Annotated in this window: 13 protein-coding genes and 1 pseudogene; 9 read left to right on the top strand and 5 right to left on the bottom strand. The window is 65.2% G+C overall.

Annotated features, from left to right (window positions below; genetic code table 11):
• Positions 1-10 precede the first annotated feature (10 nt).
• Positions 11-1,261: a threonine ammonia-lyase gene (locus tag FFS18_RS11095; RefSeq protein ID WP_137870872.1), complete on the top strand. Its 1,251-nt coding sequence runs from the start codon at positions 11-13 to the stop codon at positions 1,259-1,261.
• A gap of 150 nt (positions 1,262-1,411) precedes the next feature.
• Entirely contained in the window at positions 1,412-1,804 is a 393-nt protein-coding gene (locus FFS18_RS11090; protein ID WP_137870871.1) for an acyl-CoA thioesterase, read from the top strand.
• 161 nt (positions 1,805-1,965) lie between these two features.
• Here the strand turns inward: FFS18_RS11090 and FFS18_RS11085 are convergent, their stop codons facing one another.
• From FFS18_RS11085 to FFS18_RS11070, 4 genes are all read right to left on the bottom strand, one after another.
• Entirely contained in the window at positions 1,966-2,727 is a 762-nt protein-coding gene (locus FFS18_RS11085; RefSeq protein ID WP_137870870.1) for an esterase/lipase family protein, read from the bottom strand.
• Positions 2,728-2,772: 45 nt separating this feature from the next.
• Positions 2,773-3,945, bottom strand: coding sequence for a PQQ-dependent sugar dehydrogenase (locus tag FFS18_RS11080; RefSeq protein ID WP_137870869.1), 1,173 nt, complete (start codon positions 3,943-3,945; stop codon positions 2,773-2,775).
• A 70-nt stretch (positions 3,946-4,015) separates the two neighbouring features.
• Entirely contained in the window at positions 4,016-4,645 is a 630-nt protein-coding gene (locus tag FFS18_RS11075; protein WP_137870868.1) for a sigma-70 family RNA polymerase sigma factor, read from the bottom strand.
• Positions 4,645-4,899 carry a NepR family anti-sigma factor gene (locus FFS18_RS11070; protein ID WP_120217133.1) on the bottom strand — a complete coding sequence of 85 codons (255 nt, stop codon included), beginning with the start codon at positions 4,897-4,899 and terminating at the stop codon, positions 4,645-4,647. The genes FFS18_RS11075 and FFS18_RS11070 overlap by 1 nt, the downstream gene beginning before the upstream one ends.
• Before the next feature lie 172 nt (positions 4,900-5,071).
• On the opposite strand from FFS18_RS11070, the gene FFS18_RS11065 reads away from it, so the two are divergent.
• Both FFS18_RS11065 and FFS18_RS11060 read left to right on the top strand, forming a co-directional pair.
• A complete protein-coding gene (locus tag FFS18_RS11065; RefSeq protein ID WP_120217132.1) occupies positions 5,072-5,479 on the top strand; it encodes a BLUF domain-containing protein in 408 nt (135 codons plus the stop codon).
• A gap of 174 nt (positions 5,480-5,653) precedes the next feature.
• Complete coding sequence (locus FFS18_RS11060; protein ID WP_120217131.1) at positions 5,654-6,208, top strand: sigma-70 family RNA polymerase sigma factor; 555 nt, start codon at positions 5,654-5,656, stop codon at positions 6,206-6,208.
• Between the two features lie 20 nt (positions 6,209-6,228).
• On the opposite strand, the gene FFS18_RS11055 is transcribed toward FFS18_RS11060, so the two are convergent.
• Complete coding sequence (locus FFS18_RS11055; RefSeq protein WP_120217130.1) at positions 6,229-7,023, bottom strand: response regulator; 795 nt, start codon at positions 7,021-7,023, stop codon at positions 6,229-6,231.
• Positions 7,024-7,275: 252 nt separating this feature from the next.
• Here FFS18_RS11055 and FFS18_RS11050 point away from each other — a divergent pair, with 252 nt between their 5' ends.
• The 5 genes and pseudogenes from FFS18_RS11050 to FFS18_RS11030 all read left to right on the top strand — a co-directional run.
• Positions 7,276-8,751: a sensor histidine kinase gene (locus FFS18_RS11050; RefSeq protein ID WP_249340376.1), complete on the top strand. Its 1,476-nt coding sequence runs from the start codon at positions 7,276-7,278 to the stop codon at positions 8,749-8,751.
• A 50-nt stretch (positions 8,752-8,801) separates the two neighbouring features.
• A complete protein-coding gene (locus tag FFS18_RS11045) occupies positions 8,802-10,052 on the top strand; it encodes a putative DNA modification/repair radical SAM protein (RefSeq protein WP_137870866.1) in 1,251 nt (416 codons plus the stop codon).
• A complete protein-coding gene (locus tag FFS18_RS11040) occupies positions 10,049-11,476 on the top strand; it encodes a UdgX family uracil-DNA binding protein (RefSeq protein ID WP_137870865.1) in 1,428 nt (475 codons plus the stop codon). Before FFS18_RS11045 ends, FFS18_RS11040 begins: the two co-directional genes overlap by 4 nt.
• Positions 11,476-12,489: a ligase-associated DNA damage response exonuclease gene (locus tag FFS18_RS11035; RefSeq protein ID WP_137870864.1), complete on the top strand. Its 1,014-nt coding sequence runs from the start codon at positions 11,476-11,478 to the stop codon at positions 12,487-12,489. The genes FFS18_RS11040 and FFS18_RS11035 overlap by 1 nt, the downstream gene beginning before the upstream one ends.
• Positions 12,486-12,770: pseudogene (locus FFS18_RS11030) on the top strand (cisplatin damage response ATP-dependent DNA ligase); the annotation flags it as partial. The gene FFS18_RS11035 and the pseudogene FFS18_RS11030, both read left to right, overlap by 4 nt.
• Between the last annotated feature and the right edge of the window lie 41 nt (positions 12,771-12,811).

The raw sequence follows: 12,811 nt of genomic DNA, 5'->3' as shown, positions 1-12,811 counted from the left end.
GAGCGGCATCATGAGCACGACCGCACCCATCCTGTCCGCTGCCGAACTTCCGGCAATCACCCTTGACGATGTGCGCGCGGCGGCGGAGCGAATTGATGGCGCAGTGGTGCGCACGCCGACGCTGAAGTCGCAGACGCTTTCGGAGCTGGTCGGCGCCGACGTGTGGCTGAAGTTCGAAAATCTGCAATTCACCGCGGCGTACAAGGAACGCGGCGCCTTGAATGCGCTGCTGCTGCTGAGCGAGGAAGCCAAGGCCCGCGGCGCGATCGCCGCATCGGCGGGCAATCACGCGCAGGGGCTGGCCTATCATGGCAAAAGGCTGGGCGTGCCGGTGACGATCGTGATGCCCAAGACCACGCCGCAGGTGAAAGTGTCGCAGACCGCGAGCCACGGCGCGACGATCGTGCTGCACGGCGAGACCTTCGACGACGCCTATGCCCATGCGCGGCTGCTGGAAATCGAACGCGGGCTGACCTTTGTCCACCCCTTCGATCATCCGCATGTCGCGGCAGGGCAGGGGACGGTCGCGCTCGAAATGCTCGAGGACGTGCCCGAGCTCGATACCCTCATCGTACCGATCGGCGGCGGCGGGCTGCTTGCGGGCATGGGCACCGCGGCGCGCGGGATCAAGAACAACATGCGGCTGGTTGGCGTGCAGGCCGAACTTTATCCGTCGATGTACGCCGAGCTGAACGGCGTCGACATGGCGTGCGAGGGCGATACGCTGGCCGAGGGCATCGCGGTGAAGGAACCGGGATCCTACACCCGCAAGCTCGTTGCCGAACTCAATGACGACATCGTGCTCGTCGCCGAACGGCATCTGGAGCGTGCGGTCAGCCTGCTGCTCCAGATCGAAAAAACGGTGGTCGAGGGTGCCGGCGCCGCCGGGCTCGCCGCGATGCTCGCACACCCCGAAGAATTCGCCGGGCGCAAGGTCGGGCTGGTGCTGACCGGCGGCAATATCGACACCCGCCTGCTCGCCAATGTGCTGCTGCGCGACCTCGCGCGCTCGGGCCGCATCGCGCGGCTGCGCATCCGCTTGCAGGATCGACCGGGCGCGTTGTTCAAGGTGATGAAGCTATTCGACGAGAAGCAGGTCAACATCATCGAAATCTATCACCAGCGCATCTTTACGACGCTGCCCGCCAAAGGGCTGATCACCGACATCGAATGCGAGGCGCGTGACCGCGAACATCTCGACAGCCTCGTCGCCTCGCTGCGCGATGCGGGCTATATGGTGACGACGGTGGAGCTGGCTTAGACCATGCCGATATTCAGCCCGTGGCGGGCTGCGAACGGCCGTCTCCTGCGCTTCCGGTGCTCACGTACTGAAGTACGCTGCGCGCCGGTTCTCGGAGCCAGCCATTCTCGCTCCACCACGAACTGAATCTCGACATAGTCTGGGCGACTGATGAAAGAATTTACCCTCCAACTCACCGCCACCCCCGACAGCATCGACGAACTCGGCCATGTCAACAATGCGGTCTGGGTCCAGTGGATCCAGCAGGTCGCGACCGGCCATTGGGACGCCGCGGCGCCGCAAAGCCATAAGGACGCCTATGTCTGGGTCGTGGTGCGGCACGAGATCGACTATCTGCGCGCGCTCGGTCCCGGCGAAACGGTGACCGCGCGGACGTGGGTCGCCGACAAGCCGCAGGGGGCGAAGTTCGACCGCTTCATGGAATTCACCGGCGCCGACGGCAAGGTGCATGTGCGGGCGCGGACGGTCTGGGCGCTGCTCGACAAGGCAAGCGGACGGCCGCTGCGCGTGACCGCCGAAGTGGTGGCGCCGTTTCAGGAGTGAGGGCGGCTTTGGGGTGGTTTTAAGCCATTCCCCTCCCTTTCAGGGAGGGGTTTGGGGTGGGTGCGAGCGAAGCGAGCCGAGGCAGAATGCCGCCTTCGGCGGCTACCCACCCCCAGCCCCTCCCTAAAAGGGAGGGGAGAAGACACGTCCACTTCTGGCCACTAACAGTCATTGCCACCCTGCTCAGCAACCTCTTCCTTCAGCGCCTTGACGATCGCCGCCACCGACGTCGGCGCATAGGCAAAGCCCATATGGCCGCAATCGACCTCGACCTGGCGATCGCTTTCGTGCGGCTGGCCGCGCGCGCTGCCCACCGCGACGACGCCGTCATAGGCCGACCATAAGGCAAAGGTCGGCATTTCGGGGCGCGGGGCGGGGTGGAAGTCGATCGGCGGATTGTCGACCGGATGGCGCGCGACCAGGTGGTAGAGGCGCCAGGCCCGATTGGCGCGGCGGCTGCCCGAAAAGGGCGAGCCGAGGGTGACGACGCGGGCGACCTTATGCGGGTGATGCTTGGCATATTCGCGCGCGTAAATGCCGCCAAGGCTCCAGCCGACCAGCGCGGGAGCCTGACCGGTGCGATCGATGATCCATTGCACGCGGCTGTCGATCCGTTCGATGATGTCGGAGGTGGCGCCGCGGTTGAAGCCGAGCCCCCAAGCGTAGCAGCGAAAGCCCGCACGGCGCAGGTCGGCGCGCAGCGCCTTGGTCGCCCAATCGCCCGACAGGAAACCGGGCAGGACCATCACCGGCGGATGATCGCTGTCGGGATTGGGCTCGGCGGGCATCGGGCGGATGCGGCCCCAGAGCGCACGCGCGAGGCTTGTCACTTCGCGCCACAGCAGGCCCAGCGGCGGCAGCGCGTCGGGATCGGGAATGCGCGCGGGCCATTCGGCGCGCCGGGTGAGGAAGCCGCGGATCATGGAAAAACCCTATCACCGTCCCTCCCGCGAAAGGAGGGTTTCGGTTCAGCGCTTCGGAACCAGCTTGACCAGCTTGCCATTCTCGCCATCGGTGAGCAGCCATACGGTACCGTCATCGCGCACCTCGACCTCGCGGATGCGGGTGCCGAAGTCCCAGCGATCGGCCTTGCTCAGCCGCTCGCCATCGATGCTGGCGCGGACGAGGCCTTCGCCCGAAAGCGCGCCCATCAGCAGGCTGTTCTTCCAGGCGGGGTAGAGGTCGCCGCCGTACCAGGCGAGGCCGCCGGGCGAAACCGCGGGGTTCCACCACAGCTTCGGCGCCGCAAATTCGGGCCGCGTCGGGTGGTCGGGGATCGCGCTGCCATTATAGTGGTCGCCGTTCGACACCACCGGCCAGCCATAGTTGGCGCTGCGTTCGACAAGGTTGATTTCATCGCCGTGGCGCGGCCCCATTTCCTGGTTCCATAGCTTGCCCGCGCCGTCGAAGGTCAGGCCAAGGATGTTGCGGTGGCCGAGCGACCAGATCTGGGCCGTGACGCCGCCCTCGGCCGCGAACGGATTGTCGCCCGGTACGCTGCCATCGGGTTTGAGCCGGACGATCTTGCCCAGCGTGCCGCTCTTGTCCTGCGCCGGTTCCATCTTTTGCCGGTCGCCCGATCCGATGAACAGATATTGCCCGTCGGGCGAAAAGGCGAGGCGGTGCGAATAATGGCCTTTGCCGCTGACCTTGGGCGACTGCGTCCAGATCGTTTTCAGCCCCTCCAGCCGCGGCGCGGCGCCCTGCACCAGCTTCGCCATGCCGACGACCGCGCCGGCAGTGTCCCCGGCGCCGGGTTCGGCCCAGCTCAGATAGACGGTCCCGCTCGTCGCGAAATCGGGCGCAACGATGACGTCACCCAATCCGCCCTGGCCGCCATAGGCCACCGCCGGAGCGCCCGCGACATCCAGCGTCGGGCCATTTTCTTGCCAGATTTTCAGCTTGCCCGATTTTTCGGTGATCAGCGCGGCGCGGGTGCCAGGGATGAAGGTCATCGCCCAGGGTTCGTTGAAGCTCGCGACCTCTTGCACGGTGAACGGCGCATCGGCGACCGGGGTCGCCGGGTGCTCACCCGAAGCGTCGAGCGCGGCAGGATCGGCGGCCTGGCTCGAGGCCGTGGTGGCCGAGCAAGCGCCTGCCGCAAGCGCGGCGGCGATGGCGAGGAGCGGCAGTGATTTCATGGACAGAAGCTCGCTTTGCTAGGGAGGGAAACGCCAATCTGGCGCGGCAGTGCGGCAAAGTCGAGAGGGCTTAACGGTTTGCCGCCTCACGCCGCGCGGTGATCGTCTCGACGCTGTCCATGATCGCGTCGACGGCCTCGCTGGCGGGCGGCGCATCGGCGCGCTTCTGCGAAAATTGCCCGCTGTTCATGATTTCCTCAAGCGCGGTGCGCGCACGCGATACGCGGCTTTTCATCGTGCCGAGCGCGCAGTCGCAGATGCTGGCCGCTTCTTCATACGACATCCCGCCCGCGCCGACCAGGATCAGCGCCTCGCGCTGGTCCTGCGGCAATTCCATCAGCCCGCGTTGCAGGTCGGCCATTTCGCCGCTGTCTTCCTGGCTGGCCGGGGTCGACATCGTGCGTTCAACCGCCGTTTCGTCATATTCGCCGACGAACTTGTTGCGGCGCATCTGCGACAGAAACGTATTGCGCAGGATGACGAACGTCCACGCCTTGATCGACGTGCCGCGCTCAAATCGATCGCGCGACGCCCAGGCCTTGACCATCGTGTCCTGTGTCAGGTCATCGGCGAGGTCGGGATTGCCCGACAGGCTGCGGCCATAGGCGCGCAGATGCGGGATGACGGCGGCGAGCAATGCCTTGAATTCGGCGTCGGACAGGCTTCCGCCGGTCGGCGCCGCAGCAGCGGACGCAGCCATTACCGCTTCGGACTTTTCTGATCGAGTTGCGACAAGAGGTCGAGCATCTGATCGGGCAATTGTTCGGAGACGATGTTGCCATAGATCATCCGCAGCTTGGCGCTGACAGGCTCGGGCGCCTGGCGACCGGTCAGCGTGCGATGCCACTCGTCGCTGTCGGTGCCGGGAAAGCTTCCCTGCTTGCGATTTGGCGCATCAGCCCCCGGGGGCGGGGTGCCCGTGCCGTTCGACCTGTTGTTGCCTTGCGTAGCCATGTCGGAGCAACGACGAAAAGCGCCGCGGGTTCCCGGCAGTTGCTTTTTTTGCGACGAAAGCGTTGCCAAGATGTCACAACCGCCGTATCCGGTCCGCCGCGTAGGCGACCAGGCTTGCGGCGAGGGGTTTTGCTTTGCCTTTCCCGCGTGGCGGTAGGCTGGAGGACGTCGCTTGCTTTCCGTTATCTATGTCAGCGTTGCCGATCCGTTGATCGGCGAACAGGATATTGCTGCCCTCCTTGTCCAGGCCCGTCGCAACAATCAGCGCGATGCCTTGACCGGCGCGTTGATTTTCAACGGCCACAATTTCCTGCAATTGCTGGAAGGGCCGGGCGACAAGGTCGATGCCTGTCTGGCGGTGATCCGCAACGATCCGCGGCATAGCGGGATGGTGGAAATCCGCCGCCGCGAAATCGCGGAACGGGCGTTTGCCGAATGGACGATGCTGTACGATCCCGAATTTCGCAGCCATGACGATGATCTGGCGCGGGTGGCGGCGCGCGGCCGGCTTGACCCCCAGGATGCGTTGATGATGGAAAATTTCATCGCGTTGGGGCGCCGGACGCGGCCCGCCGGCTGACGTTTTCATGTCGTGCAGCGGTTCTCGTTTGCATCATTGGTCCGACGCGCTAAGCCTGACGGGCACAACAACGACTTCTGCGTAAACTAAGGCTAGATTATCAACGACCTGACGCCTCCGCCGCTCGATCCCCAGCCGCTCGACGATGCCAGCTTCAAGCGCGAGCTGGCGGCGATGTTGCCGCATCTGCGCGCCTTTGGCCGCAGCCTGTGCGGCAACGCCGACCTCGCCGATGACCTGGTGCAGGAAACGATGCTGAAGGCGTGGAAGGCGCGCGCGCAATATGTGCCGGGGCCCGCCAGCATGAAAAGCTGGGCGTTCGTGATCCTGCGCAACTGTTTCCTGTCGCAGATGCGGCGCAAGAAATTCACCGCCGAATATGACGAAATGGCCGCCGAGCGGCTGCTGGTGGCGCCTGACGATCAGGACGACAGCCTGCATTTGGCCGATGTCCAGCGCGCGCTGTTGATGCTGCCCGTCGACCAGCGCGAGGCGCTGGTGCTGATCGGCGCGGGGCAGCTGTCCTATGAGGAAGGCGCGGCGATCTGCGACTGCGCGGTCGGGACGATGAAAAGCCGCGTGTCGCGCGCACGCACCGCGCTGCAAGCGATATTGGAAAGCGGCACGATGCCGCTGCGCAGCGCCGACGAGCTGGCGTCGAGCGACGTATTCGGGTCGATCATGGACGATGTCGACCAGCTGACCGCGAACGGTCCGGGGCGCGACTAGGGTCCTGACCCTAAGCCTCGCTACGCCGCCAGCTGCGGCGTGAACATCAGGCTCTGGCTGATCGCTGCGCGCACGGTATTCTCGCGGAAGGGTTTCGAGATCAGGAAGGTCGGCTCGACGCGCCCCCCGGTCAGCAGGCGTTCGGGAAAGGCAGTGATGAAGATCGCCGGCACCGGCGCGATCGCCAGAATGTCCTGCACCGCGTCGATCCCCGACGATCCGTCGGCAAGCTGGATATCGGCGAGCACCAGTCCCGCGTCGGTCGCCTCGAACGCGGCAACCGCGTCGGCATGCGTGGTGGCGACCCCGGCGACTGTGTGCCCCAGTTCGCGGATGATTTGTTCGAGTTCCATCGCGATCAGCGGCTCGTCCTCGATGATCAGCACCGACGTGCGCGATTCGCGGTCCAGTTCGCCGACCGCCTCGGCGAGCAAAGTTTCGACGGTGCCATGGTCGGTGCCGGTGATGATCCCGGCCTCGGCGACCGAAAATCCCTCGAGCGCGGTCAGCAGCAGGATCTGCCGCCCGAGCGGGGTGATCCGGGCGAGGCGCTGGTTGGCGGCGCGAACCAGCGGGTCTTCGCCATCGTCATCGCCCTCGCCATCGTCGATATAGGCGCTTTCCCAGATGCGGTGGAAATTGCGGTAAAGGTCGATACGGGTGCCGTTGCCCGCGCTGAATTCGTCCGGGGCAGCGACGATCACCTCCAGCGTCGTGTGGACAAAATTGTCGCCATGCTGCTGGCTGCCCGTCAGCGCGCGCGCGTAGCGCCGCAGATACGGCAAATGTCCCCGAAGCTCTTCACCCAACGGCATATATTACCTCCCGCTTTGGCCCATCATACGCGCCCCGGCGGGCGACGGTTCCGTAACCTTGGGTCAAAAATGCACGACGAAGCGCTGCAACTTGTCATCGCGCAATGCGTAGAGTCAGCCGGGACGCTTCGCCGCCATCGGTAAGTCAGTGGAATTGGGCCGCTTTCTGTTTCCAATGGCAAACAGACTTTTGTAGGGACCATATTCATGGCAGAGCGGCCCACAGGATCCGGCGGAGGTGAGGGGCATCAGTTGGCGGACGGTGGTTATGCAAGTCCGGAACAGGCCGAGCGCCTGCGCCTCGATACACTTCGTGAATATCGGATCATGGATACCGATCCCGAGGAAGCGTTCGACCGCGTGACCAAAATGGTCGCCGACCTTTATGATGCACCGATCGCGCTGGTTTCGCTGGTCGATGATTGTCGGCAATGGTTCAAATCCTCTTATGGCCTTGATGCCGCCGAAACACCTCGCGACATCAGCTTTTGCCAATATGTGATCGCCGACGACAAGCCGGTGGTGATCGCCGACGTCCTGGGCGATGCGCGCTTTCGCGACAATCCGCTGGTGACCGGCGACCCGTTCATTCGCTTTTACGCGGGGGTGCCGCTGCGCGCCTATAACGGGGCGATATTGGGCACATTATGTGTGATCGATCGCAAGGAACGCCCCTTGTTGAACGATCGCGAGCTGGAGCGGCTCGAAGATTTCGCGGCGATCATCATGGCCGAAGCCGATCTGCGGCGCATCGTTGCGCAGCGCGACGAGGCGCGGCAGACGCTGGAGCGGGCGCTCGATTTTTCGGGTATCGCGACGTGGCGTTATGATACGCGGACCGGATCGATCGAATGGGGCGGTGCCGTCGCCGAATTGTGGGGCGCCGATTTCGCCACTGCGCTGGTCGATATCGAAGGCTTCTGGGAACGGTTGCTGCCCGACGATCGCGACATGGTGCGCGGCGTGCTGGGCGGCTCGATCGAAAGCGGCAGCCATTATGCGACCGAGTATCGCATCCAGCACCCCGAACGCGGGGTGCGCTGGATTGCGGTCCGCGCCGATTGGGACGTCAACACCACCGACGCGATCTTGACCGGGATCAGCATCGACATCACCGAACAGAAGAGCCGCCAGGAAAATGCCAATCTGTTGATGCGCGAACTGCATCACCGGATGCGCAATTTGTTCGCGACGGTCAGCGCAATCATCTCGCTCACCCGTCATGCCGCGACCGACGTCGACGATTATGTAGAGCGGATCACCGGGCGCTTGGACGCGCTCAATCGCGCGCAGAATGTGCTGCTCGGCGCCAATTTCATGACCGGGTCGATGCACGCGCTGCTGCGCGAGGTCGAGGCCGCCTTTCCGCGCATTCGCTGGTCGGGACCCGATCTCCTGCTCCCCGAAAACGCCCTCGTCGCGATGGCATTGGTGTTCAACGAACTGGCGACCAATGCGGTCAAGCATGGTGCGCTGTCAGGCGCCGCCGGCGATGTCGATATTCAATGGACGCAGGATGCAGAAGGCAGCGATCCGCGGCTGTTCCGGCTCACCTGGACCGAAACCGGCAATCATGGCCCGATCGGCCCGCCCGAAAAAACCAGTTTTGGCACGCTGTTGATGGAACGCAGCGTCCGCAACAATCTGGGCGGGACGATCGAGCGACACTGGCAACCGACGGGGCTGGTCCTCGAAATCACCTTGCCGGCGCGGTGGCGCGACGCCTGAGCGCGGCGATGTGATTTGTTCCTGTTATGTTCCTATGTTATGTGTAGGAAATGTCTGGAAAAGCGATTCTCGAAAAACTTGGCATTTTGGCCGACGCCGCCAAATATGACGCGTCGTGCGCGTCGTCGGGAACGGTGAAGCGCGATTCGACCGGTACCAAAGGCATCGGGTCGACCGAAGGCATGGGCATCTGCCACAGCTATGCGCCCGATGGCCGCTGTATCTCGCTGCTGAAGATATTGCTCACCAATTTCTGTATCTATGACTGCCGGTTCTGCATCAACCGGGCGTCGAGCAATGTGCCGCGCGCGCGGTTCAATCCGCAGGAAGTCGTCCGGCTCACCCTCGATTTCTACAAGCGCAATTATATCGAGGGGCTGTTCCTGTCGTCGGGGATCATCCGGTCCGAAGATTATACGATGGAGCAGCTTGTCGAGGTGGCGCGCATCCTGCGCGAGGAGCATCGCTTCGGCGGCTATATCCATTTGAAAACAATTGCGGGGGCCGATCCGGGCCTGATCGCGCTCGCGGGTCTTTATGCCGACCGGTTGTCGACCAATGTCGAATTGCCGACCGAGGCGGGGCTGTCGAGCTTTGCGCCCGAGAAAAAGCCCGCAACGATCCGCAAGACGATGGCATCGGTGCGCGTCGGGGCCGACGATGCGATCGAGGCGGCGACAGGGCGGTTGCTCAAAAAGGCGAAGCCGCCCCGCTTTGCCCCGGCGGGGCAATCGACCCAGATGATCGTCGGCGCCGACGGATCGCGCGACGACGACATTCTCGCGACCGCGACGAACCTCTATTCGGGCTATCGCCTACGCCGCGTCTATTATTCGGCGTACAGCCCGATTCCGGATGCGAGCAGCGACCTGCCGCCGGTGCGCCCGCCACTGATGCGCGAACATCGGCTGTATCAGGCCGACTGGCTGCTGCGCTTCTACGGCTTCGAACGCGCCGAGATCATGGAGGGCGCACATGGGGGTATGCTCGACCTGGCGATCGACCCCAAGCTTGCGTGGGCGCTGCAGCGGCGCGAAGCATTTCCGGTCGACATCAACCGCGCCCCGCGCGAGATGCTGCTGCGCGTGCCGGGGCTGGGGACGCGCGCGGTCGACCGGATCGTCGCGGCGCGGCGGCTGGGGAAACTCAGGCTGGGCGATCTCGCCAAATTGACCGCCTCGGTGAAAAAGCTGTTGCCGTTCATCGTCACCCCCGACTGGCGGCCGGGTTCGCTGACCGACAGCGCCAGCCTGCGCGAGCGCTTTGCGCCGCCCGCCGAGCAATTGTCGCTGGCGCTATGAGAGAGGTCGTGCTGGCCCATCCCGGCGATTTCGCCGAATGGCGCGACGCGGCGCGCGGGCTGCTCGCGGGCGGGGTGGCGCCCGAGGATGTCAGCTGGCGCAGCGCCGACGAGGGCGCGTCGCTGTTTGGCGGCACGGCGCCCTTGGCGGCGCCCGGCACTGTGTCGCTGCCGCGCGAATTGCTGGCGATGGCGGATCGCGTCATCTGCCTCCGCGATGCCGCGGTTCCCGCCCGGCTCTACCGCATCGTCTGGCGCGCGGCGCGCGACCTGCAGCTGCTGGCGCGGCGCACCGACCCCGACATTGATTGGCTGCGCAAGGCCGACAAGGCGATCCGGCGCGACGTCCACAAGATGCACGCGTTCGTGCGCTTCCGTCGGCTGGGCGAGGACGCGGGCCGCGAATCCTTTGCGGCGTGGTTCGAGCCCGATCACCGCATCCTGCGGCTCACCGCGCCTTTCTTTCGGCGGCGCTTTTACGGCATGGATTGGGCGATCGTGACCCCCGATGCGCGGGCAATCTGGCACGGGGAGGCGCTGGTCTATGGCGCGGGCGGCACGAAGGACGAGGTGCCGGACAGCGACGTCGTCGAGGATCAATGGCGCACCTATTATGGCGCCATCTTCAACCCTGCGCGGGTCAAGGTCGACGCGATGCGCGCCGAAATGCCCAAGAAATATTGGAAGAACCTGCCCGAGGCGCGGGACATTGCGCCGCTGCTGGCTGCGGCCGAGGCGCGGGTGGAACGGATGCGCGAGGCCGCCGTTTCCATGGCCAACCCCTTGACCGACAAATGGCGGACGCGCGTGGCCGATGAACTGCTCCTCGACGATGACATCCAGACGCTGGCCGACGTCGCGCGCGCGGTCGATCGCTGCAATCGCTGTCCGATCGGGTGCAACGCGACGCAGGGGGTCGCGGGTGAGGGGCCAGCGGACGCACAGATCATGCTCGTCGGCGAGCAGCCCGGCGATCAGGAGGATCTGCAGGGGCGTCCCTTTGTCGGACCGGCGGGGCAGGCGCTGGACCAGGCGCTGGCGGAAGCGGGGCTCGACCGCAAGCGATTGTTCCTCACCAATGCGGTCAAGCATTTCAAATATGAACCGCGCGGCAAGCGGCGGCTTCACCAGAATCCGACGGCGGGCGAGATCGACATTTGCCGCTGGTGGCTCGACAAGGAACGCGCGCTGGTCCAGCCCAAGCTGATCGTCACCCTGGGCGGCAGCGCGCTGCGCGGGGTGACGGGCAAGAGCGCGAGCATCGCCTCGATGCGCGGCGCGGTGCATGAACTGGCGGGGGGTACGAAGCTGGTCGCGACGATTCATCCCTCCTTCCTGCTTCGCCTGCCCGATCGGACGCGCGCCGCCGAGGAGCGGGCGATGTTCGTCGCCGATCTCGCGCGGGCCCGGGCTCTCGCCGCCTGATGGCCAAACCCAAGCCCTGGCTCGAACCGCATCCGCACGGGCTCTATGTGAAGCCCGCCGACCTGTGGATCGATCCCTCGCACCCCGTCGAACGCGCTGCGGTGACGCACGGCCACGCCGACCATGCGCGCAGCGGCCACGGCGCGGTGTTCGCGACCCCTGAAACGCTGGCGATCATGGCGCTGCGCTATGGCGTCGATGCCGCGGCGAGCCATAATCAGGCTTTCGCTTATGGCGACGGGTTCGAACGTGGCGGCGTCCGCTTCAGCTTCCATCCCGCCGGGCACGTGCTGGGCAGCGCGCAGATATTGATGGAATATGCGGGCGAGCGCATTGTCATCACCGGCGATTACAAGCGCCGTGCCGACCCGACCTGCGCCGCGTTCGAGGTCGTACCGTGCGACATCTTCATCACCGAGGCGACCTTTGGCCTGCCGGTGTTCCGCCACCCCGCGACGGGGCAGGAGATCGCCAAGCTGATCGGCGCGGTGCGCGCCGAGCCCGATCGGTCGGTGCTCGTCGGCGCCTATGCGCTGGGCAAGGCGCAACGCGTGATTGCGGAGCTCCGCGCGGCGGGGTGGGACGCGCCGATCTTCATCCATGGTGCGCTCGAAAAAATGTGCGCGCTCTATGCCGCGCACGGCATCGATCTCGGCGAACTCAGACTGGTGAGCGAAACCGACAAGGCCGACATGGCGGGGCAGATCGTCGTCGCTCCGCCCTCGGCGCTGAACGACCGCTGGTCCCGGCGGCTGCCCGATCCGGTGACTGCGATGGCGTCGGGCTGGATGCGGGTGCGCCAGCGCGCGCGGCAACGGATGGTCGAGCTGCCGCTCGTGATTTCGGACCATGCCGACTGGGACGAGCTGACGACGACGATTTCGCAGGTGAACCCCAAGGAGACGTGGATCACGCATGGTAGCGAAGACGGCCTGCTGCGCTGGTGCGAGCTGCATCAGCGCAAAGCGCGCGCGCTACATATGGTCGGCCGCGATCTGGAGGAAGAGGCGTGAAGGCGTTCGCGGCCCTGATCGATCGGCTGATCTACACGCGCTCGCGCAACAGCAAGCTGGCGCTGATCGTCGATTATCTGCGCCACACGTCTGACCCGGATCGTGGGTGGGCGATCGCGGCGCTGACCGAAAGCCTCGATTTTCCGGCAGTGAAGTCGGCGATGGTTCGGGCGCTCTTGGCGACGCGGGTCGATGAGGAATTGTTCCGGCTGTCGCGCCATTTCGTTGGCGATACGGCGGAGACCGCGGCGCTGCTCTGGCCGGAGTCCATTCACCCCTCCCCTTCAGGGGAGGGGTGAATGGACTCCGGCCAGAGCAGCGC

Origin of the sequence: Sphingopyxis sp. 2PD (assembly GCF_005503695.1) — a bacterium.
Lineage (GTDB): Bacteria > Pseudomonadota > Alphaproteobacteria > Sphingomonadales > Sphingomonadaceae > Sphingopyxis.
Note: the sequence above shows the minus strand (reverse complement) of the source record. Positions and strands in the feature narration are given on the sequence as shown.

Bases quoted from the DNA above. Each gene is read 5' to 3' on its own strand.
- FFS18_RS11075 (WP_137870868.1), bottom strand. From the start codon at position 4,645: ATGGCTGCGTCCGCTGCTGCGGCGCCGACCGGCGGAAGCCTGTCCGAC.
- FFS18_RS11035 (WP_137870864.1), top strand. From the start codon at position 11,476: ATGGCCAAACCCAAGCCCTGGCTCGAACCGCATCCGCACGGGCTCTAT.
- FFS18_RS11090 (WP_137870871.1), top strand. From the start codon at position 1,412: ATGAAAGAATTTACCCTCCAACTCACCGCCACCCCCGACAGCATCGAC.
- FFS18_RS11040 (WP_137870865.1), top strand. From the start codon at position 10,049: ATGAGAGAGGTCGTGCTGGCCCATCCCGGCGATTTCGCCGAATGGCGC.
- FFS18_RS11080 (WP_137870869.1), bottom strand. From the start codon at position 3,945: ATGAAATCACTGCCGCTCCTCGCCATCGCCGCCGCGCTTGCGGCAGGC.
- FFS18_RS11045 (WP_137870866.1), top strand. From the start codon at position 8,802: ATGTCTGGAAAAGCGATTCTCGAAAAACTTGGCATTTTGGCCGACGCC.
- FFS18_RS11055 (WP_120217130.1), bottom strand. From the start codon at position 7,023: ATGCCGTTGGGTGAAGAGCTTCGGGGACATTTGCCGTATCTGCGGCGC.
- FFS18_RS11070 (WP_120217133.1), bottom strand. From the start codon at position 4,899: ATGGCTACGCAAGGCAACAACAGGTCGAACGGCACGGGCACCCCGCCC.
- FFS18_RS11060 (WP_120217131.1), top strand. From the start codon at position 5,654: ATGTTGCCGCATCTGCGCGCCTTTGGCCGCAGCCTGTGCGGCAACGCC.
- FFS18_RS11095 (WP_137870872.1), top strand. From the start codon at position 11: ATGAGCACGACCGCACCCATCCTGTCCGCTGCCGAACTTCCGGCAATC.
- FFS18_RS11085 (WP_137870870.1), bottom strand. From the start codon at position 2,727: ATGATCCGCGGCTTCCTCACCCGGCGCGCCGAATGGCCCGCGCGCATT.